Raw genomic sequence first — 23,066 nt, 5'->3', positions numbered from 1 at the left:
ACGAATGGTTACACATCAAACTGGTACACCTGAAGCATTTGTTTTAATTCTTTTCGTGCAATGTGGATACGGTTCTTTACTGTTCCAATGGGAATCTTGAGCATCTCTGCTATTTCGAGATACTTGTAACCACCGAAGTACATTAAAAAAGGAGTGCGGTGCTCTTCACTCAGATCTGCTATGGCCGCATCTATATCGTTCATGACGAAAGTTGCTGTCCCTTTGTTTTGCGTAACCAGGTTTGCATCGGCAGAAGCATGCAAAAGGTAGTCTGTGCTGTCGATGTTGCTGCTTCGCCTGGTAACTTTATTGTAGTTATTAATGAAGGTGTTACGCATAATGGTGTACAGCCACGCCTTCAGGTTAGTGCCTGCCATAAATTTTTCCTTGTTCATCAGTGCTTTCAGCAGGGTTTCCTGCACCAGGTCTTTTGCGTCGTCCGCGTCGCGGGTCAAATGCATGGCAGCGGGTTTTAAGGTACCGGCGGCACTCTGCACAAAGCTGCTAAATTCTGTAGCTGTCATGATTGTTAAGAAAATTAATTTTGATGTTAAACAAATATACGCAACCCAAAAACAAATAGCTAAATTTTGTTTATGTTTTATTTATAATGTTTAGACAAGAAAAATCACAAAATCAATCAGAATAATATAACAAACCCTAAAAAATCATGATTATCACCTAATTATCAGCAAGTTGTTAAACAAAAGTAGCTTCACGCCTCTCTTCTACCCAACCATCCCGTTAAACAAAACAACCCATCCTGTTGAACCTGCTACCTAAGCCGCTGCCCACGATTGATGCGAAATTCTCTTTCGCCAGAACTTACGGTTAGTAACAAGCAGCAGAGGGTGTGGTGGCTGGTGCTGCAGAACAAATCCGGCCCGCATGAGCGCTTGCAAAGTATCCCGGGTAGTGCTGGTACAGGAAGGAAAGAATGGCTTTGCCGGAGGACCGGCAAAACCGGTCCTCCAAAGCGAAAGGAAGCTGATAAAAAAGCAGAGGCTGTCGTTTCGGACAGCCTCTAACCTAATGGAATTGAATTGAAAAACAGGAAAACCACGAAGAAAAACGAATGAAAATTAATGATTACGCTATATTCAAAAACGGAAATACAAACTACCAGCTGCTAATCGTTTGCAGCTTCCTCTGCCAGTGCCTCCTCAGCCAGCAACTGCACCCGCTGTTTCTGCTGCGAAGGCAAAGACAGGAGCGGAACATTTGCCTGTGCCGACAACTTGCCCACAATGCTCTTATTTAACAGTTTCTCCAGGAACGTATGCTGGGATGGTATCAGGATGAGCAGATCGGACCGTTGCTCCTGCACATACTGCTGAAGACCTTCTGCCACATCGTCGCGTTGCTTAAACACTACTTTGTAGGTGATGTCATGGAGATGCACATCGAGGGTATCGAGGGCTTTGTAAGCTTTGTCGCGTACCTCCTGCTGGCTGCCTTCCTGGTACAGGTGCAGGACCTGTAACTTGCTTTTGATAACGGCAACAAAATCGCGGAGCCAGTTAAGGGCAATATTCGAGGGCAGGAGCGTCAGGTTGAGCGCCAGCACCACGTTTTTTAACACTTTATAAGGCACATCTGTTGGTACGGCCAACACAGGCACCGGACTGTCCTGGATTACGGCAATGGTGGTATTGCCAAGGAACACGCTGCTGAAGGCACCTTTTCCTTTCATGCCCATAATCACCAGGTCTGCTTTATACAGCTGCGTCGCAATCAGGATCTGGTCAAAGGCTAACCCGAACCTGGCCACACAGCGGATTTTCACATCCTCTTTTTTAGCCAGGGCAGTATCAAGCTCAATCCTGTGAAAACCACTCTTGGTTTGCGTCAGGAGCGCCTCTGCTTCTGAACTTACTTTTTCTGTGCTGATAAACTGCATCGCGAAATCTTTGCAAAGAGCCTGCTTCGCAGTTTCCGCATATTTCTCCAGTTCCCGACACTTCTCCGCCTCCATTGCCGCGATCATCGTATCTATCTCGACAGTATCGGGCGTATAGATGGTTTTGTAAAAGGCATGAAAAAGAATGATTTCAGCTTTGGTTTCTTTCGCAATTTCAAGTGCATAGGACAAAGCATTCTGAGCTTGACGAGAGTAATCTGTAGGAACGAGAATTGTTTTCATAGTACTTTTCAATTAAAATTTACAACCACCCTATATAAAGCCTTGCAAGCTATGTATTAAATTTCCGATAAATTCAACTGAAAAGAAATGACCTGCAGCTGCTGATTACATGACTGTTGTCATCTATTTTTCAGCCCTGTCTTTTCTACTGCAGCACCTTTGGTTCCGGAGCAGTGGCTGTGGTGGCAGGTGCAGCAGACTTTCTGCAGCCCCTTTTTCACAAAGAAAAGCCAAGAAAGCCAAACCCGCTTTCGTTCGGTCTGGATGTGCAGCTCCGACAGAAGCAGCACACCGAGCAGTTGTGCCTTTTGGACGGATGCTTACTCCTTAAGCCAGTTGCGCCACAAAATCGTGGATACAATGGAAACGTTTTACATTGGACGGGAACTGCAGGAAGTCATGCTGCACCTGCAAGCCATACACCAGGATGGTGCTCTCGGGAAAGGAGGAAGAAAGTTTGTTCAGATAGTGTTGCACCTGGTCCCGTTCCGGTACCGAGGTAAGAATGGTACACAGGTAATCGGCCTTGAAATGCTTGTAGCTCAGCTCCAGGTCTTCGTACGGGAGGTTCTGCCCCAGGTAGAGTGTCAGGTAATCATGGGACCGGATAATATAATTCAGGTAAAGGAGCGCGATTTCGTGCATCTCGCCTTCGGGCAGGAAGAGAATATAAGTCGGAGTGTCCTCATTTCGCTTCACCACCTGCCCGTCTATAGCCACCAGCACTTTCTGGCGTATCAGGTTACTGATAAAATGCTCGTGTGCAGGGCTGATGTTATTTGTCTGCCACAGGATGCCGATCTTGTTCAGGAAGGGGTAAATGACATGCTGCATGGTTTGTTTGAAACCAAGCTGGAGGGTAACAGTTGAGATGGTTTTATCGAACCGGGCTTCATCCATATCCACCATAGCTGCCACCAGGCCGTTGATGTGGTGGGCAAACTCATAGGCTTTTTCACAAACCTGCTGCACGGCCTGGTTCAGCTGCTCCGGGTTCATCTGCGCAATCCGTGAAATCTTAAACCCCTTTTCGTTCAGAAGCGAAACATTCAGCAATACCTTCAGATCGGCATCGTCGTAAAAGCGGATGTTTGTTTCGGTTCTTTTCGGGTTTAGTAGTTTATACCGCTGCTCCCATGCACGTATGGTATGTGCCTTGATGCCGGATAAATGTTCAAGCTCTTTAATTGAGTATTGCCCCACGGGATGTTCGTTGTTGTTTTTTGCGACGACTGACTTGTGCTAACTTAAAATACTTCGGCGCCACCCAAAGCATGCCATAGGCCTCAGCGCCATGTTTTCCGCTGACGCTATGATGCACCTTATGCGCTACGTTTAATGCTTTCAGGTAAGGATTGGATGTTTTGCCAAACACTTTAAGGCGGCGGTGGATAAACACATCATGAATTAAAAAGTAAGCCACACCATACCATGTTATGCCCGCGCCAATCCAGAACCTGTAGTCGATGGGCTCGCTTCCGAAAACGAAAAACAACATAGCCAGCAAACCATAATAGGCAAAGAACAAGTCATTCAGCTCAAACGCATGGGTATGACGCGTATGGTGAGACTTGTGCAGCCACCATAAAAAACCGTGCAGCACGTACTTATGCATGGCCCAGGCCACACCTTCCATTGCCACAAAAGTTACCAGCATAATTGCCAATCCTGTTACCATAAACAACCAACAGCAAACTAACCAAATGGTTTAACCGGAAAAAGAAAAATTTACCACGAAAGAGGCTCCTTGTTCAGGAAAGCGGCAATCCCCCTCCTGCAGTCTTCGCTGCTGCGGGCAACGGCATTCATTTCGGCGGCGTATTGCAGGCCTTCTTCCAGCGTTTTGCCCTGCACCCGCGCAATCATCTCTTTGGTTACCTCCATCGACTGCCGCGAGTTCTGGTTACACAGCTTCTGGGCGAAAGCGTTTACGGCAGTTTCCAGCTCTTCTGCCGGCACCACCTGGTTTATCAGGCCGCAGGCCTTTGCCTCTTCTGCTGTAATCAGGTCGCCGGTCAGCAGCAGCTGCTTGGCCTTCGCCTCCCCCACCTTGCGGAGCAGGAACACCATCACGATAGCCGGTATGAAGCCTATTTTCACTTCGTTGTACCCAAATTTAGCTTCGGGTACGGCAAAAGCAAAATCGCAGATGGCCGCAAGGCCGCAGCCACCGGCAATGGCATGCCCGTGAATCCGGGCAATTACCACTTTTTTCAGGGTATAAATATAGCGGAAAAGCTCCATCAGGTGGGTCGAGTCCATCAGGTTTTCGTGGTAGTCGTACTGCTGCAGCTGCTGCAGGTATTCCAGGTCGGCCCCGGCACAAAAAACTTTTCCTTCCGCCTGCAACACAACTACTTTACAGGCTTCGTCGTCTTCGGCAATGGCAAAAGCCCGCTTCAGTTCCGACACTACCTCGTAGTTGAGCGCATTGCGTTTCGCGGCCCTGGCAAGCGTTATATACCCAATACGGTTCCTGACCTCATAATGAATAAACTCCATTGTTTGCTTTTCCGCCGGATTTAATATATCAGTCATAATCTTTCTAAAATTTAATTTTTCTTAAAAACGGCCTGCCGGTTCCAACTATACGAAATTAAAAGGTAAAGCACCGGAAAAAAACAGTCTTGCAACTCAAACAACCGAAGCTGCAACTTCCTAGTGGCGCCCCTGGTTTTTGGTTTCTGCAACAAGCACACCAGTAGTTGCTGTTAAAACAACAGAAGGCAGAATTTTACCCGGAACTGCTCCGGCAACTCCCTCTGCTAGCTCCCTTTTACTTTATTAACGAGATATTCAGAAAAACTTATCAATTTTTTTTAACGTTTATAAAGAAAGCTGTTGCTAACTAACGTTAGTTTGTGTATATTTACAAACTCAACTCTTTACAACAGTTATGGCTAGTTGTTTTTCCGGTAAGTCAGGAGAGAATTACAGTCATAACAAACCATAGCCGGCACATCCAAATTGTGCAACAGGCTGATTAGAAAAGGATTACTACATCTACTATATATTTTAACGCTACAAAATTCTAACTGGCAGCGCTGCCCGGTTATTCTTCTACCGGGCGGCCCTGGTTGTACTAACAAATGGTGCTTTACAGCATGAACGGCTATGTATGGAGGAGGAAACATATTTGAAGCAACTGTTTTCGATGATTTGCAGGCGGAAGATCCTGTTAAATTAGCGGAGTTTGAGGCACGCATTGCCCGCGGCGAGAAAATTGAACCCGACGACTGGATGCCGAACCTCTACCGTGTTCAGCTTATCCGGATGATCGAGCAGCATGCGCACTCTGAAATAATCGGCGCACTGCCCGAAGGCTCCTGGATAACCCGTGCCCCGGGTTTCCGGCGAAAGCTGGCCCTCATGGCGAAGGTGCAGGACGAGGTGGGCCATGCCCAGTTGCTCTACAGCGCAGCCGAAACGCTTGGCAAATCCAGGGAGCAGATGCTCACTGACCTCATCAACGGGAAGTCGAAGTACTCGAACGTATTTAACTACCCCACTTATACCTGGGCCGATGCCTGCACCATCTCCTGGCTTATTGATGCCGGGGCTATTGTAAACCAGGTAGCCAATTCCAAAGGATCGTATGGCCCGTACTGCCGTGCCCTGGAGCGTATCTGTACCGAAGAGGCCTTCCACCTCAAGTATGGCCACGACTCCATGGTGTACCTGGCTACCGGCACGGAGGTGCAGCGCAAGATGGCACAGGAGGCAATTAACCGCTGGTGGGGCCCCATCATGAGCTTTTTCGGTCCGCCGGATAATGTTAGTGTGCATACCGAAACCCTCATGCGCTGGAAAGTAAAAATCGCCTCGAACGACGAGTGCCGCCAGCAGTTTCTTGACATGTATGTGCCCAAAATCTGGGAGTTGGGACTTACCATCCCCGATGACAAATTAAGAAAAGACGAAGCCACCGGCAAATGGGTGTACACCGAGCCGGACTGGGAAGAGTTTACCCGCGTAATTAATGGCGATGGTCCCTGCAATGCAGAACGGCTGGCGGTACGCCGCAGAGCCGAAGAGCGTGGGGCCTGGGTAAGGCAAGCGCTGCTGAATCCGAAAGCACGGTATGTGCGACCGCTGGCATAATACAGTTAACCAAACTGACGCCATGGAAATTGAAAGTGTAATAGCATCTGTTGGGCTGCCGGTGCCACTGGTTCTGCAGCAGTAGGGAAAATACTTGAAAGGAAAAAATTATGAACTTGCAATCGCTTGATCCGCGTGTAAACAGGCTGAACATACCAGCCAGTACCATGACACCCATGGCGCCTAAATCCGTTTTAGACCAGTTTGCCACTTATGAAGCGTTTATCCAGAAAAAAGAAGGCGCTCCGTTTACCTTTGCCGGGGCGGTACATGCCCCAAACCCGGATGTAGCTTTTCTGTTTGCGAAAGAACAGTACAGCCGCCGCTCTTCCTGCACGGGCATCTGGATCGTGCAGACGGCCCACGTGAAGCTGACGCCTTATGCCAGCGACGAAGCCTCCATCTACGACTCATTTGATATTGACAAGCCGGAAGGGGTAACGCGTCCCCTGGAGCCTTACGAGGTATTCCACCAGCAAAAGCGCGGAAAGGCGCACACGCACGTGGGGCGGGTGGGTGCCACTTCCTACGAAGAAGCCTATGAACTCGCCAAAAACAAGTTCAGTCACCTGACACCGGTGGTAAATGTGTGGATCATCAAATCGAAAAATATACTGCAGTCGGCAGAAGAAGACAAAGACATGTGGGTAACAACTGCCGAAAAGAAATACCGCGAAGCCGGCGCTTACCGTGTGATGGAACGAATTAAGCGGTTTAAGAAAGAACAGCAGCGACGGAGGTCTAAAATATGAACGCGCCGGCCCTGAAAGACCTGCTCTTTAAACTGGCAGACGACCAGCTGGTGCTGGGCCACCGCAACTCCGAATGGACCGGGCTCGGCCCCATCCTGGAAGAGGACATTGCTTTTTCGTCGATGGCGCAGGACAAAATCGGCCACAGCCTCGCCTTTTACACCCTGCTGCATGAGGAGCTGGGTGAGCAAGACCCGGATACGCTGGCCTTTACCCGACCTGCAACCGAATTCCACAACAGCCAGCTGGTTGAATTGCCCAACGGCGAATACGACTTCAGCCTGATCCGCCACTTCCTCTACGACAATGCCGAAATTATTCGATTTGAGTCGCTCAGCCAGTCCAGCTACACACCCGTGGCCAAAGTTGCCACCAAGCTGAAGGGGGAGATAAAATACCACGTGCTGCATGCCAACACCTGGCTTACCAACCTCGGCAGCTCCACCGAAGAAGCCATCCTTCGCCTGCAGTCTTCCCTAAACGAGCTGCTGCCTTACGCACTGGGTATGTTCGAACAGTCAAAATATGAGGCAGAACTGATCGCCGACGGCATTTATTCCGGTGAAGAAGCGATTAAAACGGAGTGGCTGAAGCGCATTAAAAACGTGCTGGCAAAAACCGACCTCCAGCTACCGGACCCCGACACCACTGCGCCTGTCCTGGGTGGCCGCTATGGCACCCATACCCCCCATTTGCAGGCGTTGATCGACGAGATGTCTGAAGTCTTTAAATGCGACCCGGGCGCTGAGTGGTAAAATGGCTTACACCAAAGATGAAATACTGGAGCTGCTGCAGGAAGTAAAAGACCCTGAAATACCGGTGCTGTCGCTGGTAGATTTGGGCGTGATTACGGATGTGGACATTACCGAGGCGGGGCATGTAACGGTGCAGATGACGCCTACTTTTTCGGGCTGCCCGGCCATGGAATACATGAAACAGGAGGTAGAGCAAAGCCTGGAGCGGCACGGCATCCGCAGCCACACCGTCAAAATGTCGTTCGACAAGCCCTGGGACAGCAACAAAATATCCGAACGCGGGCGCAAAGCGCTGCAGGAATACGGCCTGGCGCCCCCACCCAAATACGACCTGATCCTCGACCTGGACATCCTGGACTACGCCACCTGCCCCAACTGCCACAGCACCAACACCACCATGCGCTCCCCCTTCGGCCCCACCCTCTGCCGCTCCCTCCACTACTGCAACGACTGCCGCCAAATGTTCGAGCAGTTTAAGCCGCTGTAGGAGCTGCAGCAGAAATACAAGATCGCAAAACCAGCAGCAGAGGGAATGGTGGCAGGGGCAGCAGAACTTCTAAACCTGATTTTGCAGGAAAGCCAGCTTACATCACTGTTCCCTTACATGGTTTATAAAGAAACGATAATGTTAACTGAAGAAAGAAATTTTCCGGCTTTAGCTCTGGCATATCAGAAACAAAGTTGGTACTTCCTATTTCCTGCCAGGGATTGGTTTTGATATAGAAGTTGTAACCTGACTCCAACCCGATTCTGAACTTTCCTGGTTTTACACTTTCTTTTCTCCCTAGTTCATACAAGAACCTTCCTCCTAACACAGCACCATGGTTTTCCTGGGTTCGCATGTTAATGACTTTCGAGTCCTGAAATTGATTGTCAAAAAGCGAATTAAAACTGTTAGCTTTCGTTCTTCCATCATTGTATTCAAAATTCATATCAGTCATTCGATATCCCGCCAGTAAATCCAGATCGAAACGTTTGTATCGGAACAGCACTTTATAAATCGTACCCCCCAAAGAAAAGGTATTCAGGGCAAGATAGGTGTCACGCTTATAAGTGGCTGTACCAGCCCAGTGAAAGTCCAGCGAAATTTCATCGCCAAGATGGTTGGCTATGGAAAGGCCAAAAGCTGCTGCGAACAGATCTTGGTCAAACGACCCCACTTGTAAGCTATTCAGCCGCTCATTAAAAGCATCCATTTGAAGGGTATTTACTCCCAAGCTTACGAAAGCGCCAAGCCTGTCTGACTTTATTAAAGAAGTTCTTTCCTGATCCGCCGACAGTCCTTCGTCCTGTGCCTGTAACACAAATGGAACTAATAACATCAAAAATAAGCAGTAGGAGCATCTTAAAATAAATCCGGTTACTCCTGGTGTTCCTGTTTTCATAGCTTTACAGATTTAATTATCACGCTTATTTGTTTTAACTAACGTCAAAATAATTTACTTATTTTAATATTAAAAAGTATTTAAAAGTAAAATAAATCTACTACACCTGCCACCATTCCCACTGCACCACAGGCAGATAAAAAAAGCCCCTGCAACAGAAGCTACAGGGGCTGCTATCTCTACAATAATAAATTTTACAACTGGAATAAATTTTACAGCTGCGCCATCTCGGCCTGTACGAACTCTGCCAGGCTGCGGATATAGTCGGTACTGAAGTCGAATTTGATGCCGGCGGCTTCGTACACCTCTCCTATCGAAACGGTATAGCCTAAGCTGAGCGCCCGCTTGTACGCCTCCAGCCCCCGCTGCGGATTTTCTTTGTAGCTCTTCCAGACTGCAATGGCACCGAGTTGGGCCATGGCATATTCGATGTAATAGAACGGCACCTCGAAAATGTGCAGCTGCTTCTGCCAGATGAATGGCTTGTATTGCTCCAGCCCCTCCCAGCTTACTTCCTGGTGATTAAACTGCTCAAATACTGTCACCCAGGCCTGGTGCCGCTCTTCCTGCGTATGCTCCGGGTGCTCGTAAATCCAGTGCTGGAACTTATCCACGGTAGCTACCCACGGGAAAGTCTGCAGCACACTCTCGAGGTGCGTCTTTTTGGCGCGGCGCAACTCATCGGCATCCTCGAAGAAAATATCCCAGTAATCCATCGAAATCAGCTCCATCGACATCGACGCCAGTTCGGCTACCTCTGAAGGCGGATGTTTAAAGGCATTAAGACGCAGGTCGCGGGTCAGGATGGAGTGTACGGCGTGGCCGCCTTCGTGCAGCATCGTGATCACGTCGCGCAGGCTGGAGGTGGCGTTCATGAAAATAAAAGGTACCCCGATCTCATCCAGCGGGTAATTGTAACCACCGGGCGCTTTTCCTTTCCGGGATTCCAGGTCGAGGTGGCCCATGGCGCGCATGGTGGCCAGGCAGTCGCCCAGGAAGGTATCGAGTTTGTAAAATACCTGCACCGTTTTCTCCAGCAGCTCCTCTCCCGATTTAAACGGCTCCAGCGGCGCTTTCCCGGTTGGGTCTACATCCAGGTCCCAGGGGCGGAGCGTGTCCAGACGCAGTTTTTCTTTTCGGTCGCGGTCGAGCTTTGTCATCAGGGGCACAATCAGGTTACGCACCGATTCATGAAAATCGAAGCAGTCCTGAGGCGTGTAGTCGAAGCGGCCGAGGGCGGCAAACATGTAATCGCGGTAATTTTCAAAGTCGGCATTCCGGGCTACCTGGTTGCGCAGCCGCCGCAGTTCGTCAAAGAGATCGTCGAGGCGCTGGCGGTCCTTTATGCGGCGGTCCTGAATGGCGCGCCAGGCTTCTTCCCGCACTTTCCGGTCGTTCCTTTTCAGGCGGTCGGCAGCGCGTTGCAGCGTCAGTTCTTCCCCATCCAACGTCACGGTCATGGCGCCTGTAACGGCGGCATACAGCTGCTGCTTGGTACTGATCTCGGTGTTGAGTGGGATGTTCTGCTCCCTGAAAATCTCCAGCGCTTTGTTTACGCCACGCAGGTAAATCCGGTACCGCTCCTGGTCCAGCCCGTTCACGTAAGGCGAGTGCATCAGCTTCAGGTTTAGTTCATGGTCGTAAGGGGCAATGTGCGGCTCTATTTCCATAATGAAGTACTGAAACGCTTTGGTTACCTCCTCGTTCTGCGTATCGCAGGTCATCCGGATGTAGCGCCAGCCCAGGTCTTCCGACAGCACACTTTCCAGCTCGCTCCGGTCCAGCATCCATTTTTCCAGTTCTTTAACCGAGTTGATCTCCCGGGTTTTCAGTTCTTCGAAGTAAGGCTTTATCGTTTCCCAGGTATCAACTTTAAAGTCTTCGGAAAGGTATAAGCGAGGTTTTCGCTTCGGAATGTCTACAGTAGGTTCTATATTCATAGTCTATATCTTGAAAGTGGAATATAAGCACTTCTTCTGAAAGTATAAAAAAAGAGGAGCTATAACTTTACAGCTATAGCTCCATTAACCCGATTTTTTCAGGTTTTGTTACTTAATTTCGATAATTACATCGTTGGTCAGCGGATGGCCGACACAATTGAGCACATAGCCTTCATCCAGTTCTGTATCGGATAAGCCTTCGCGCTCATCGAGGTGGACTTTGCCGCTCAGGCACTTGCCACGGCAGGCGGTACAAAGACCCGCCTGGCAGGAGTACGGCAAGTCGATATCCTGCGCCAGCCCCGCTTCCAGGATGGTCTGGTCGGGCGGTACCTCCACCTTATATTCCGCGCCTTCATAAATAAGGGTAACCGTTTGGGTCCTGATTTTACCGTCGTCTCCGGCAGCCATTACCTGCCCGTGCGTTTCCTCCTGCTGCGCAGTTCCGGTTTTTGTGCTCACAAAACTCTCGCGCAGCACCCGCTCTGCCGGCACCTGCAGCACACGCAGCGCTTTCTGCACCTCCTCCATCATCCCCTGCGGACCGCAAACAAAGTAAAGCGCATTCTCCGGCTTCGTCAGTTCCAGTCTTTCCAGAATTTTAATGACCATGCTCTGGTTCATGCGGCCATGGTGCTCACACTTGTTTTGTGCAGCAGCGCCCGTCAGTTTGGCAAAAAATCCCGATACGCCGTTTTTCTTTTTTGGCAGGTGCGCACAGTGCACGCACTCCGATTTTGGCTGGCTGTAAATGTACTCCACCTGCAGCCGCTCCGGGTATGTCTGCTGTAGCTGCTGCAACTTATCTTTAAAAATAACAGCCTCTTCGTGGCGGTTGCCATACAACAAGGTCACTTTGCTCAGAGGCTCCTCCAGCAGTACCGCCTTCAGGATAGCCATGAGCGGCGTAATGCCACTGCCTGCCCCAAAGAGCAGGATGTGCCGTTGCGCGGCAGGATTGGTGGTAATGTTAAAATTACCCATCGGCTCCAATACTTCCAGTTCCTGCCCCACCGTTATATGGTCAGGCACGTAGTTAGATACCAAACCGCCCGGCACGCGTTTGATCGTGACGGAAAGCCGTGGCGCTTCGTGTGGTGTGCTGCAAAGCGAATAGGAACGGCGCTCGGATTTGCCATTGATGGGCAGAATCAGCGTCAGGAACTGACCGGGTTTATAAGCGATGGACTTTTTTTCAGGGTGTTCAAGATGAAGTGTGACAGTGTCGGAGGTTTCGTGTGTTACTTCCACCACGTGCAGCTTCAGGTAAGGGCTTTGCATTTTTTATGTAAAAAATTTCCTGTTAATTTTAATAGAGCACTGAAACTTTATTTCAGGCTTAAAGTTACAATAAAAATAAAGTGAAAATTCCTTTAGCAATTTCCAGTAAAAATTAACACTTTTATATAATCTTACGTACATTCCGGAGTCAATGGCAACAGGTTGACACGATATTGACAAAACTGAAATTTTTAGCTCCTTTTTTTAAAAGAATCGCAAAATATCGGTTAGTAACTCATTTTGACCCCTACATAATCTTTTTCTAAGCTTGAAAACACTTATTACTGATGCTATATAAATTAACCCTAAAAAACTGTGATAAAACCGTAGTTGTTGATGATGTCACCTACGAGTATATTCAAAACAATGCGTACCTGCAGCAGATAGAATTTCTGAAGCACCTGCGCATTCACTCCAACGGATACGCCTTCTTCCAGAAAAACTGGCCGCTTAAAAATGGCAAGTACCGCAACGAAACTATTTACCTGCATAAGCTGATAGGCGAACAACAGCTCGATAAGCCGGAAAGCGACATCAGGCTGTATGTCCACTTCAAAAACGGCAACAAACTTGATTGCCGGCTCGAGAACCTGGAGTGGGCGCCGCTTTGCAAAATTGTGCGAAACACCACTAAAACAGAAAATAAGCTGGGGGTACGGGGCGTGCATAAAGAGGCTCAGAAATACCGCGCCATCATTCATTTTAACAAACAACGGATCAACCTGGGTACTTTCGACACCCTGCAGGAAGCAGCCTTAGCTTACAGCCAGAAGTCGGAAGAACTTTTTGGAAAGACAAAAAGCCTGAAAACCTTATCGAAGTGCATGGAAGAAGTACAATAGTTCTTCTTTAAACCGCATTCCCACGGGTACAGACAGCTGTAAAAAAGCTTAGTTAATCGGAACAACCTGAGTGTAATACTGAGGCGGAACAGGCATGCCTTTACTAGAATACTGGTAGCGAACCTAGACACCGCGCAATCGGGTCGGCTTGATTGTTCTGCAGCTGATAAAGAGCTGCCGCAAACCGACCTGCGCGTTACCGTTGCCTTCGCTAATTAATTTAGGAGTAGGGGTTGAACATTTCAACCCTAAAAAGTTTTTCTGCTCCAGCCTCCATTGCCTCTGATGGTTGTCTGAACCGTTGATGGTAGGATGGCATGATGGGTGTGATTTTATGTTTGTCTTTTTATCTGAATCAGGATTTACAGAATTTTAGGATTTTCAGGATTAGGTTTGTCTGAACACGATTAAGAAGATTTAAGGAATAACAGGATTAGGTTAGTTTGTGGTTCGTGCAGGAGACGCGGGCACTGCGTCTCTACAGACATTGATCATTACAATCTCTCTCTTTGTAAAAAGGGTTGAAGATTTTCAACCCCTACAAAAATTCCAAAATTTCTACCTTTCTACCTCTCTACCTTTCTAACTCCCAAACTCTCTAACTCCCAAACTCTCTAACTTCTCTCAGTCAAACTTAATCGCTTTTACCGGTTTGATACGCGACACCATGGCGGCCGGAATCAGGATGGAAAGCATGGTGAGTAAGAGGGTGAGCACATTCAGCAGGAGGATCATTCCAATATTCCAGTTAATGGGTACAGTGCTCATGTAGTAGTTCTCAGGGTCCAGGGGGATCAGCTTGAACTGGTCCTGGATGAGGCAAAACCCAATTCCGAGCAAGTTGCCCCACAGCAGTCCTTTTAGCGTCAGCTTTAAGCCTCTAAAGTAAAAGATCTGCCGTATCTGCCCGTCTGTGGCACCAATTGCTTTCAGCACGCCAATCATGTTGATGCGCTCAATGATCATGATGAAGACGGTAGAAATCATGTTGAAGGTGGCTACAAAAATGATCAGCACCAGGAAAATGATCACGTTCTTGCGGAGCAGTTTGAGCCAGTCGAATAGCTGCGCATGCCGTTCCGTTATCTTCTCCAGTTGCAGATCGTAATTCATCTGGTCGAACACCTGGTTTGCCACCGGGTCAATCCGGTTAAAATCCTTCAGCAAAATTTCGACACCACCCACCAGCGTATCAGGCCAGTTGTTCAACTCCCGTATCAGCTGCAGGTCACCTATCACAAACACCTCGTCAAACTCCTCCAGGCCCGTGTTAAAAATGCCCGACACTTTCAACTTCCTGGCCCTGGGCGGATTCTGGACAAAGAAAAACCTGGCTTCATCACCCACCTTCAGGTTTAGCTTGTCTGCTATCCGGCGACTTAACATTACGTCTTTCGACGATGCTGTATCGTTAAAAGAAATAAGCTTTCCGGAATCGAGGTTCTGCTGCATGGCTCCGAGCCTGTAATTCTCATCCACGCCTTTCAGCACCACCCCCAGCACCTCGTCTTCCGTTTTGATGATAGCCGTTTTCCGGGCAAAATGCTGGATATGGTCGATACCGGCCACCGCGTCGGTTGTGTTAATGCCCGTGGAGGTGCTGATGGGGGCACCTTCGTAGGAATTGTTCGTGTCGTATTTGCTTATCTGGAGATGGGCGCCAAAACTGAAGATCTTGGCCCTGATCTCGTTCCGGAAGCCTTCCAGGATCGCAAACGACACAATCATGATCGCAATGCCGGCAGCTATGCTTATAATTGCTATTTTTGTGACCGACGAGGTAAATGACCCGGATCTTACCCTGGAAATTTTATCTGATATGTACTTGGATATGTTCACGCAACAGATTTCTAAACAGCCTTAAAGATAGGTATGAAATTTGACTTCTACCCTATTACGATGATACAGCCTCTTGCTATACTATTTATTACCCTGCTCCTGGGCCTGGGAAACTGCTCCGCCAGCCAGACAACGCACAGCACCCGCACCACACCTGAAGTTCAGGAGTCGGAAGTTCTGCAGCACCCGTCACCAGAGCCACTGCACACCGGCGCCGCGCAAATGCACCGCTACCTGCCCCTGCTACAGGGCAAACGGGTAGGACTGGTCGTAAACCAAACATCCGTTATCGGTCAAGCGCACCTGGTAGACTCGCTGCTGAGCCGCGACATACAGGTAACCACCATCTTTGCTCCCGAACATGGTTTCCGGGGCGAGGCTGATGCTGGTGCACATGTAAAAGATGCCAAAGATACCAAAACCGGTCTGCCCATTATTTCCCTGTACGGCAAAAACAAAAAACCGCTGCCGGAGCAGCTACAGAACGTAGATATTCTCGTTTTTGACATACAGGATGTTGGCGCCCGCTTTTATACCTACATCAGCACGATGCATTATGTAATGGAAGCCTGTGCCGAAAACAACAAACCGCTGCTGGTGCTCGACCGCCCAAACCCGAACGGGCACTACGTGGATGGCCCTGTGCTTGAAAAGGAGCACGCCTCTTTTGTTGGTATGCACCCTATTCCGATCGTGCACGGACTAACCGTGGGAGAACTGGCCCGGATGATAAACGGCGAAAAGTGGCTGAACGGGCAGCGCCAGTGCAAGCTGACGGTGATACCGGTTGCCAACTACACCCACAAAACCGACTATACCTTACCAGTGCGCCCTTCGCCCAACCTGCCCAATGCGCAGGCTGTTACGCTTTATCCCTCACTCTGCCTGTTCGAGGGCACGAACGTGAGCGTGGGACGCGGCACGGAAACGCCTTTCCAGGTAATCGGGAGTCCGTATTACAAACACAAAAGCTTTTCTTTTACTCCTGTCAGCATGCCCGGCGCCCAGGATCCGCCCTACAAAGGCGTAACCTGCTATGGCCTCGACCTGACTGCGCCTGCCAAAGCTACACCCTTTACGTTGGCTTATGTGCTGGAAATGTATAAAAACTCTACCAACCAGGAAAAATTCTTTAATAACTTTTTCGAGAAACTAGCAGGTACGTCCACCTTACGCGCACAGATAAAGGCCGGGAAATCCGAGTCCGAGATAAGAGCAAGCTGGCAAACAGCCCTCGCCGATTATAAGAAAATGCGCAAGCACTACCTGTTATACCCGGATTTTGAATAAAACTATGCCAACCAGAGAACTACGCATCGTGTTTATGGGCACGCCTGATTTTGCAGTGCCTACCCTGCAAACACTTGTTGAAAATAATTACCAGGTGGTAGCTGTCGTTACTGCACCCGACAAACCCGCCGGACGTGGTCAGAAACTGCAGCAGTCGCCCGTTAAAGAATATGCTGTTTCGCAGCAGATACCGGTGCTGCAGCCAACCAACCTGAAATCGGAAGCTTTCCTGGATGAACTGCGCAGCTACCAGGCTAACCTCCAGATAATTGTAGCCTTCCGGATGCTGCCGGAGGTGGTGTGGGCGATGCCTGAATATGGTTCTTTTAACATCCACGCATCGCTCCTGCCCCAGTACCGCGGCGCCGCCCCGATAAACTGGGCGATCATCAACGGCGAGCAAGAAACAGGCGTCACTTCCTTTTTTCTGAAGCACGAAATAGATACCGGCGACCTCATATTCCAGGAGCGCGTACTGGTACTGGAAGAGGACGATTTTGGCACCATGTACGAAAAGCTGAAGCAAGAGGGAGCAAAGCTGGCGCTGAAAACCGTACAGGCCATTGAGCAGGACCAGGTACACCCGCAACCGCAGCAACCTGCCGCCGACACCAAACATGCGCCAAAGATTTTTAAAGAAACCTGCCAGATAAACTGGAACCAACCGGCCGAACAGGTACGTAACTTCATCAGAGGCCTCTCCCCCTACCCCGCCGCCTGGACCAGGTTTAATGGTAAGACTTTTAAAATTTTCAGAGCAGAGGCAGTGGAGGCAGGAGCAGCAGACCTGGAACCGGGCCAACTACTCACCGATAACAAAACATACCTGCATGTGCAGACTGCCGCAGGCACCCTGGCCATACTCGACCTGCAGATGGAAGGAAAAAAGCGGATGCCGGTACAGGACCTGCTGAGAGGATATACTTTTAACGTGTAAGCAAATGATCGCAATTGTAGTAGCCGCCGACGAAAACAATGTAATCGGCAAAGATAACCAACTGCCCTGGCACCTGCCCGCCGACCTCCGTCACTTCAAAAACCTGACCATGGGCCACCCCATCCTGATGGGCCGGAAAACGTTTGAGTCGATTGGCAAACCCTTGCCCGGCAGAACTTCCATCGTTATTACCCGCCAGTCCGATTATAAGGCTGAAGGCTGTGTAGTGGCACATTCGCTTGAAGAAGCTATAAAAGTAGCCAAACAACAGGACGAAAAAGTTTGCATAATCGGCGGCGCCGAAATTTTCAAGCAGGCACTGGCCCTGGCCGACACCCTCTACTTCACCCGGATACATGCCATTTTCGACGGCGACACGTTCTTCCCCGAAATTTCGGAACAGGCCTGGGAGCAGGTAACAGCAGAGCGCCACCAACCGGACGAGAAGAACAAGTACAGCTATACCTTTAAAGCGTACAGAAGAAGAAACAGCGGCTTGGCTTAGAACTGCTTCTCTTTCAAGCTGGCTAGCAGCTCTGCTCCAGCCACCACAGCCTCTGCAGCATAGACTCTTTAAAAAAGCCAGTGGGATTCAGTCAGTAAACACGAAAAGCTCTGGCATAGAGGAGCAGTGGCTGTGGTGGCTGGAGCAGCAAAGGTTCTGGAAGCCTTAGCTTTACCTGATTCATAAAAAAGGAGCACCTTCCGGGGAAAGTGCTCCTTTTTTGTTCGGACAATTAGCGTTTGCTATCTCAGGATATAAACCTTTCCGTAGCCGTTTTTGAAGGATTTATCACCTGAATTAACCCGGTGCTTCATTTCCTCCTCCTGCTGCGCCATCACTACCCGGTACAGGTAAACTCCGTTTGCCAGTTTATCGCCGTAGGTATCGGTACCATCCCAGGCATATTCTGTTTTGTTGTTACCAATTTTAATCGGTCCAAGCTCCTCTTTCAAAATCTCTTTTACCACTTTGCCTGTCACAGTCAGAATCTGGATTTTGAAATCAGTGGGCACCGTGCTTCCTGTCAGCGTGAAAATGAAGTTGGTTTTGGTAGAGAACGGATTCGGGAACGGGTAAAAGTTTGATATGGCCGATTCGTTTTCCACCTCAAAGTTGACTTTGTAAGGTGCAGTACCGGTTGCCTGACCCGCCACGTCGCGTGCGCGTACCACCAGGGTATATTTTCCGTTTTCTAATGGCGATGACTGATACTCCATTCTGAAATCATTTTTTTCATCCGCCGGATAAGACCGAACTTTATCCGTGTTCATCACATCCACTACACTCTCATTTCCCTGCTCATCCAGCAACACCATCGAAATGGTAGAAGGGTCCTGCAGGTAGGCGCCTATATTCTCATCATGCACCGTAACACTAATAAGCGGGCTCGGCGACACAAGTTCACCATCAAGAATATGGACACCATCAAAAGCAATGTCCATGGTAGGATGCAGCCTTGGCGCTACATTAAAGGCCACTGAATAAACATTGTTACTGTAGCTTTTTTCAGCCTGTATCCGCGGATTTACAAACATCAGCAAGTTGTAGTCACCTACTAATGTAGCCGTATTCATGGTATGGCTGAAGTTAACAGTTGTACGCGCTTTAACAGCCTCAATCTTTAAACTATCGATAACCGGATTCTGTAAGCCATCACCCGTTAAAGTCACTACCACTACAACGGAATCTTTGAAGTCGAAATCAGAAATATTCTGAAAAGCCATCGGAATGGTAATGCTTCCGCGTTTTGCCTGCTCCGAAAGGATCTGCTCATTTACAGTCACCAGGTCAGGCCTGATGATACCTTCCGGTGTGTTATCAACATATGTAACCAGCCATTGCTTCAGTTGTGGAGCAGTACGCGCTGCAGTATCGCTCAGGAACACGGATAGTTGCAGGTTCGGGAATACGCTTGCATCAATGTTGGAAATACTGAAATGCTTTTCCTGCACATCATCAACAAGCACCTCCTTCTCACCTGCTGCATTTATCCCGATTACACTCAGCTTATATTTATCATCCGCATCATTTAGTTTAATTTCATGGAACAGGCTACCCCAACTCTGCGCCGGTCCTATTACAGAAGAGGTAATTGTACCGGCAGGCTTTCTGGATTGTAACTGTGCTGTAAGCATAATACTCTGCGACGTTTGCGGTTCTGCAGTAGCAGTTGCCTCGTTTGCACTACCAGCTGCTGCCCCTTTCGTTCCTACAATTGCAAAGGGATAACCGTTTTTCAGATTACCGATCAAACCTGAACCTATATTTCTGAAAGCCGTCTTAAGTTCTTCCGAAAAACTTTCGAACGGTACTTTGTTTACACTGATAGCTGCCACATGATACCCGGCAGGAACAGCATTCAGAAAAGCTGCAACCTTTGTCCTGTTGGCTTCTGTGTTCATGTCACCAAATTCAAAAACATGAGGTACTGTGGAACAACCTGAGAAGCCAGGAATTGAAGTTACTCTTTCCAGGGTAATGTTATCGAACACAATAAAGAACATCCGGGCAGTAGCTGATGCATACGGTGCGGAACAAACGGCACCCAGTTCATTATACTCATTCACAAAAAAGCCATAAGAATCACTGGTAAAACGGATATCGCCACCTGCAGTTCTCATCACAATATTGGAGTAAAAAGGACTGAACTGCCAGGACAGTTCCTGTTGATCCAGTTTTTCAATATTAGTTGTCTGCACCTTGTCAAACTGACCATAATGGCTTTGCGACCAGCCGTATGAGCCGTTATTGATAAACCGGAACGAACTGCTTGCCCACAGCGTGTCTTCTTCGGCTGCATATTCCTGAAAACGGGCACGCCAGTAATACACAGCACTATCCGATTTTGAACCTAAATCCGGCAGCGTTACCTCCCAGGTGGGCAACACTTCATCTGTAACAATTTTTGTTTGCTTTAAATTACTATTGAACAGCTGGGTGGTATCCAATTCGAAATAATAGTTCTTCCGGGTATTGTTTGCCTGCGTTGCCTGCACAGAAATGTTGACTTTCTGCGTATTCACAATACCATAGTTTACTGGATTTATAGCCAACAAACCACTTGCCGGGAAGAAATGCTGAAAGCGGCCAATGTTATTCTGCTCATTCAGTTCATCTACAGAATTTGTGTTATCCAGAAAAATTTCGAATTGGTTTACACCTTCTGCCGCAACATCTCTGTTATCGAGGGTGAGAACTAACTTTTCGCTTCTGTAAATCGGTTTTATCTTCATTTGCGTAACGATGGATGAATTATCAGCCAACGTTCGTTTTACAGAAACATTTATGGAGTCGGTAATTACTTTTCCTAAATTGTTGACATTTAAGATAATATTAAACGCCTCTGCACCGGATGTCGCCAAACTTCCATCGGTTGCCTGTACAGTAAACTGCCCGCCCTCTACCAGGTAATCAGGTTTAGCTGGAGCATAGGGATGCAAAGCTGGATCGCCCTGGAGTATCATTTGCGTTACCATGGCAACGGCTATATCATTTCCGGTTGTTCTGTTCACCCGCCTTACTGTTTCTTTTTGAATTTCTCCTAAGGTTTTGCCATAAAAGAGAGGATCCTGGAATGCCACTGTATAAAAATTGGAAGAATACAGGTTCAGGAAAGTGGGATAGCCCGCTTCGGCATGTGCAATTAGTGCCACAGCGCCACGGTCAGCTGTGTTCAACCAATCTTCTCCAAAGGATGTAGTATTTGGAACAAAGATATCACCAACGTTACAGCCATTCATGAGCATAATAGGATACTTTCCTTTATTCCTGTAGCTACTTAATGCTCCGGACACATACCCAATATCCAGATCGGTTGAACCCGGGGAACTGTGTCCAAAGAAGGTAATCAAAGAAAGGCCGGCATTTACTTCTTTGGAAACATCAATAGTTTCAACAACTTCGCTCAGGTTTTGCCTGTATTTTTCAATGACGTTGGCTCCCAGAAATGGTCCTTCTGCTATGCGCTTATACCCTTTCAGATAAGAAGAAATCTGAGCGATTTCGGTTGGAGTTTTACCGCCCCCTAACTGCAGGATATTTTTCCTCCAAGCGGGCCCTTCGGGTACAGCTTCATACTCCTTTATTTTATTCAGGTAACTAATAATCTCTTCTGGTTTGGTTACAGAAAGTCGGCCGGTAGGAATTTGAGGTTCATAGGATGAATCACGAAAATCGGCAGAAAGGAAAATATCAGAAGCCGGGGCAATTCCGGTAGGAACCAGATCCACTTCATGTACTTTAGGATAACGGGCATTTATTTGGTAGTAACTGTAATTGCCAGGATAAATGACATTATAGATACTTGAAGCATACTTTACGCCTTTTCCTAGAAGAAACAAATGCTTCGGCCGACTGGATGTCTGCATAAATTTCATCATTCTACGCATAGCGTTGACGGAAAATTCACCATAATGAAACTGATCTACTACCTGGTCCATATGCACAAGAAGTGTATCAAAACCACCTCCTTGTTCTGAGGCTCTATAGCCTGCATATTCCGCTGGTGCGCTTAATGCAGCACCCGCTACTTTTTTCATCAGCCTTTTATTTGTGATGATGATATAATTATGCGCGTCCGCTTCAATATTTCTGAAGTTAACTTTATAGGGCTGTCCTACCGGTTTAAAGGGTTTTGCGGTATTGGCTAAAAGCAACTTTCTGGTGATAGTATTCCCCTGCACCACAAAACCTTTGGCTACACCATTGGTTATATTCCCTTCGTTTCTAATAATATTACCCTGATCGGTTACATCATAAGCAACGGCTGTGGCGGGAGCATTGGCAAATTCAAAGTAAACTTCCGGAGAACGGGTAGAATCTGTGTAGAAGAACATACTGTTTCCAGAAAAAACACTTCGTTGCGGAAATGTCAGTCGGCTGAAAGAAAAGGCAATCTGGTTTTCCGTTGTAGGATAGGCATCGGGCTGAGTTTGTAATGTAAGCACACCTTGCGCATTCACATCCGTAAATTCAATTTCTGCCGCCCCTTTTGTAGTCCCGGAACCATTAATCTGATGTTTTTTCAGAAGTTTAACACCGGCTGGCGTCACAAGATTAACTGCAAAATCATGGGTTATTTCATTTACAGCACCTATTCCGTACTCTAATTGGGGCTTTGGACCGTTAGTTGCAACATTCGTTAAAGTAGCAACAGCGTAATTCTTCGGATTCCGGGAAGAATTAGAAAAGTATCCCTCCCCAGCATCTAGCCAGGACATCCGGTTCTGTCCATACGATTTACCATAGTAATAGGCTTGTGGTAGTGTGTAAGTTATTTTCTGTAAATGATAAGGCTCAGGCGTTCTGCCATTAACCGCAGGATTTTCCAAACGCATCCGTTTACCCCCTGTTGCCGAATACGTCAGAAAATAAGCAGCTGTATCAGTGTAAAAGCTAAAGAACTGGTGCATCTGGTGTGCAGGATCTTTGTATAGTTCACTATCCAGTGCACCATCGTTTCGCTCTCCGTAGAACTCAATATAATCTTGTGCATCAAGCCGGCCATCCTGCTCGCCTGCAACATAAATAGATACTTCTTTACCACGCCTGAACAGCTGGAAGTGCTGCGGATTCACCCCCGACAAACCAAGGCTATCCAGGTAACCGGCACTGATTCGGTGGAGGCCCGTATTTACGACCTTTAGTTTATAGTATGTCTGCGAATAGTTTATCCACTCGTTCCCATAGATGGCCTGCGCATTTGCCGTGTTAGCAGCAACTCCACCCTGAAACAGTAAAAAAACAAACAGTAAACGTTTAATAATGGTATTTGTACTCATCGACTGATAAGATAAAA

At 48.1% G+C, this 23,066-nt stretch carries 18 protein-coding genes; 8 read left to right on the top strand and 10 right to left on the bottom strand.

Annotated features, from left to right (window positions below; all coding sequences use genetic code 11):
• Window positions 1-8 precede the first annotated feature (8 nt).
• From DCW36_RS11095 to DCW36_RS11075, 5 genes are all read right to left on the bottom strand, one after another.
• Window positions 9-524, bottom strand: a complete 516-nt coding sequence (locus DCW36_RS11095) for a sigma-70 family RNA polymerase sigma factor (RefSeq protein ID WP_114778678.1) — start codon at window positions 522-524, stop codon at window positions 9-11.
• A gap of 605 nt (window positions 525-1,129) precedes the next feature.
• Window positions 1,130-2,143 (bottom strand): universal stress protein, encoded by a 1,014-nt coding sequence (locus DCW36_RS11090; protein ID WP_125185166.1) that lies wholly within the window; start codon window positions 2,141-2,143, stop codon window positions 1,130-1,132.
• Between the two features lie 327 nt (window positions 2,144-2,470).
• The gene (locus DCW36_RS11085) at window positions 2,471-3,346 is read right to left on the bottom strand and encodes a MerR family transcriptional regulator (protein WP_114778676.1); all 876 of its coding nucleotides are present in this window, start codon (window positions 3,344-3,346) and stop codon (window positions 2,471-2,473) included.
• The gene (locus DCW36_RS11080; protein WP_240676135.1) at window positions 3,327-3,800 is read right to left on the bottom strand and encodes a sterol desaturase family protein; all 474 of its coding nucleotides are present in this window, start codon (window positions 3,798-3,800) and stop codon (window positions 3,327-3,329) included. The genes DCW36_RS11085 and DCW36_RS11080 overlap by 20 nt, the downstream gene beginning before the upstream one ends.
• Before the next feature lie 71 nt (window positions 3,801-3,871).
• Window positions 3,872-4,645, bottom strand: coding sequence for an enoyl-CoA hydratase/isomerase family protein (locus DCW36_RS11075; protein ID WP_114778674.1), 774 nt, complete (start codon window positions 4,643-4,645; stop codon window positions 3,872-3,874).
• A gap of 612 nt (window positions 4,646-5,257) precedes the next feature.
• On the opposite strand from DCW36_RS11075, the gene paaA reads away from it, so the two are divergent.
• The 4 genes from paaA (at window position 5,258) to paaD (ending at window position 8,238) form a co-directional block, all read left to right on the top strand.
• On the top strand, window positions 5,258-6,244 hold the full coding sequence (paaA, locus tag DCW36_RS11070) for a 1,2-phenylacetyl-CoA epoxidase subunit PaaA (RefSeq protein ID WP_114778673.1): 987 nt from the start codon (window positions 5,258-5,260) through the stop codon (window positions 6,242-6,244).
• A gap of 110 nt (window positions 6,245-6,354) precedes the next feature.
• Window positions 6,355-6,996, top strand: coding sequence for a phenylacetic acid degradation b (locus DCW36_RS11065; RefSeq protein WP_114778672.1), 642 nt, complete (start codon window positions 6,355-6,357; stop codon window positions 6,994-6,996).
• A complete protein-coding gene (gene paaC, locus DCW36_RS11060) occupies window positions 6,993-7,751 on the top strand; it encodes a 1,2-phenylacetyl-CoA epoxidase subunit PaaC (RefSeq protein ID WP_114778671.1) in 759 nt (252 codons plus the stop codon). The genes DCW36_RS11065 and paaC overlap by 4 nt, the downstream gene beginning before the upstream one ends.
• A 1-nt stretch (window position 7,752) precedes the next feature.
• The gene (paaD, locus tag DCW36_RS11055; RefSeq protein WP_114778670.1) at window positions 7,753-8,238 is read left to right on the top strand and encodes a 1,2-phenylacetyl-CoA epoxidase subunit PaaD; all 486 of its coding nucleotides are present in this window, start codon (window positions 7,753-7,755) and stop codon (window positions 8,236-8,238) included.
• A gap of 97 nt (window positions 8,239-8,335) precedes the next feature.
• Here the strand turns inward: paaD and DCW36_RS11050 are convergent, their stop codons facing one another.
• The 3 genes from DCW36_RS11050 to DCW36_RS11040 form a co-directional block, all read right to left on the bottom strand.
• Window positions 8,336-9,136, bottom strand: a complete 801-nt coding sequence (locus DCW36_RS11050; protein ID WP_125185165.1) for a hypothetical protein — start codon at window positions 9,134-9,136, stop codon at window positions 8,336-8,338.
• A gap of 212 nt (window positions 9,137-9,348) precedes the next feature.
• Window positions 9,349-11,076: a M3 family oligoendopeptidase gene (locus DCW36_RS11045; protein ID WP_114778668.1), complete on the bottom strand. Its 1,728-nt coding sequence runs from the start codon at window positions 11,074-11,076 to the stop codon at window positions 9,349-9,351.
• A gap of 108 nt (window positions 11,077-11,184) precedes the next feature.
• A complete protein-coding gene (locus DCW36_RS11040) occupies window positions 11,185-12,357 on the bottom strand; it encodes a ferredoxin--NADP reductase (RefSeq protein ID WP_114778667.1) in 1,173 nt (390 codons plus the stop codon).
• A 287-nt stretch (window positions 12,358-12,644) separates the two neighbouring features.
• On the opposite strand from DCW36_RS11040, the gene DCW36_RS11035 reads away from it, so the two are divergent.
• Window positions 12,645-13,199: an HNH endonuclease gene (locus tag DCW36_RS11035; RefSeq protein WP_114778666.1), complete on the top strand. Its 555-nt coding sequence runs from the start codon at window positions 12,645-12,647 to the stop codon at window positions 13,197-13,199.
• Between the two features lie 624 nt (window positions 13,200-13,823).
• Here the strand turns inward: DCW36_RS11035 and DCW36_RS11030 are convergent.
• Complete coding sequence (locus DCW36_RS11030) at window positions 13,824-15,038, bottom strand: ABC transporter permease (protein WP_114778665.1); 1,215 nt, start codon at window positions 15,036-15,038, stop codon at window positions 13,824-13,826.
• Between the two features lie 60 nt (window positions 15,039-15,098).
• Between DCW36_RS11030 and DCW36_RS11025 the strand changes: the two genes are divergently transcribed.
• Genes DCW36_RS11025 through DCW36_RS11015 form a run of 3 tightly spaced genes read left to right on the top strand, consistent with a single transcriptional unit; the run spans window position 15,099 to window position 17,770 of the window.
• Window positions 15,099-16,328 (top strand): exo-beta-N-acetylmuramidase NamZ family protein, encoded by a 1,230-nt coding sequence (locus DCW36_RS11025; protein WP_114778822.1) that lies wholly within the window; start codon window positions 15,099-15,101, stop codon window positions 16,326-16,328.
• A 4-nt stretch (window positions 16,329-16,332) separates the two neighbouring features.
• Window positions 16,333-17,265 (top strand): methionyl-tRNA formyltransferase, encoded by a 933-nt coding sequence (gene fmt / locus DCW36_RS11020; protein ID WP_114778664.1) that lies wholly within the window; start codon window positions 16,333-16,335, stop codon window positions 17,263-17,265.
• A 4-nt stretch (window positions 17,266-17,269) separates the two neighbouring features.
• Window positions 17,270-17,770 carry a dihydrofolate reductase gene (locus DCW36_RS11015; protein WP_114778663.1) on the top strand — a complete coding sequence of 167 codons (501 nt, stop codon included), beginning with the start codon at window positions 17,270-17,272 and terminating at the stop codon, window positions 17,768-17,770.
• Between the two features lie 242 nt (window positions 17,771-18,012).
• Here the strand turns inward: DCW36_RS11015 and porU2 are convergent, their stop codons facing one another.
• Window positions 18,013-23,049 (bottom strand): putative type IX secretion system sortase PorU2, encoded by a 5,037-nt coding sequence (porU2, locus tag DCW36_RS11010; protein ID WP_114778662.1) that lies wholly within the window; start codon window positions 23,047-23,049, stop codon window positions 18,013-18,015.
• Between the last annotated feature and the right edge of the window lie 17 nt (window positions 23,050-23,066).

It is taken from the genome of Botryobacter ruber (assembly GCF_003347595.2).
Taxonomy (GTDB): Bacteria; Bacteroidota; Bacteroidia; order Cytophagales; family Hymenobacteraceae; genus Pontibacter; species Pontibacter ruber_A.
Note: the sequence above shows the minus strand (reverse complement) of the source record. Positions and strands in the feature narration are given on the sequence as shown.